Origin of the sequence: Actinomadura napierensis, from assembly GCF_039529375.1 — a bacterium.
Taxonomy (GTDB): Bacteria; Actinomycetota; Actinomycetes; order Streptosporangiales; family Streptosporangiaceae; genus Spirillospora; species Spirillospora napierensis.
This window is the reverse complement of sequence record NZ_BAAAMR010000424.1, coordinates 1-524: the sequence shown is the minus strand read 5'-3', so window position 1 is coordinate 524 and position 524 is coordinate 1. Positions and strand designations below refer to the sequence as shown.

Here is a 524-nt window from a genome sequence, read left to right as displayed (position 1 = left end):
TATCTAAGCATGTAGTATTCTCGAGCGTAGTGCTGGCGGACGCGGGTTCAACTCCCGCCACCTCCACCAAATACTAAGATCAAAGTTAATCACATATGATTAGAGTTGATCAAAAAGCCTTAAATCTTAATGATTTAGGGCTTTTTTAATGCCTTTGATTTAATCATTCTTGATTCAGCTTAATCATTGATAATCAAACTTTATCACTATAAGCTGTTATACAACTGTTATACGGTATAACACTATGCTATCGGATGCCCAAGTAAAGTCATTAAAACCTAAAGAATCTAGATATTCAGTAGCAGATGGGGAAGGATTAAACATTTCCGTTTTTCCTAATGGAAAAAAGAAATGGGTTTTGTCTTATCGCCAAAATGGAAAGCAAAATCAAAAGATGTTGGGTGAATATCCTATTATGGGATGTAAAGAAGCACGCCAACTAGCAAGACAATTAAAATTAGAATATCAGGGCAAGGTCGCCAATTCTCCACCAGTCCATAAGGTGGTTGAGGAATGGTTGAGTA

1 protein-coding gene and 1 other RNA gene are annotated in these 524 nt (G+C 36.6%); both read left to right on the top strand.

What is annotated here, in order from left to right:
- Positions 1-69, top strand: a transfer-messenger RNA (tmRNA) gene (gene ssrA / locus ABD296_RS50270); the annotation flags it as partial.
- Between the two features lie 175 nt (positions 70-244).
- A partial coding sequence (locus tag ABD296_RS50265) for an Arm DNA-binding domain-containing protein (protein WP_344285836.1) occupies positions 245-524 on the top strand: 280 nt, incomplete at its 3' end.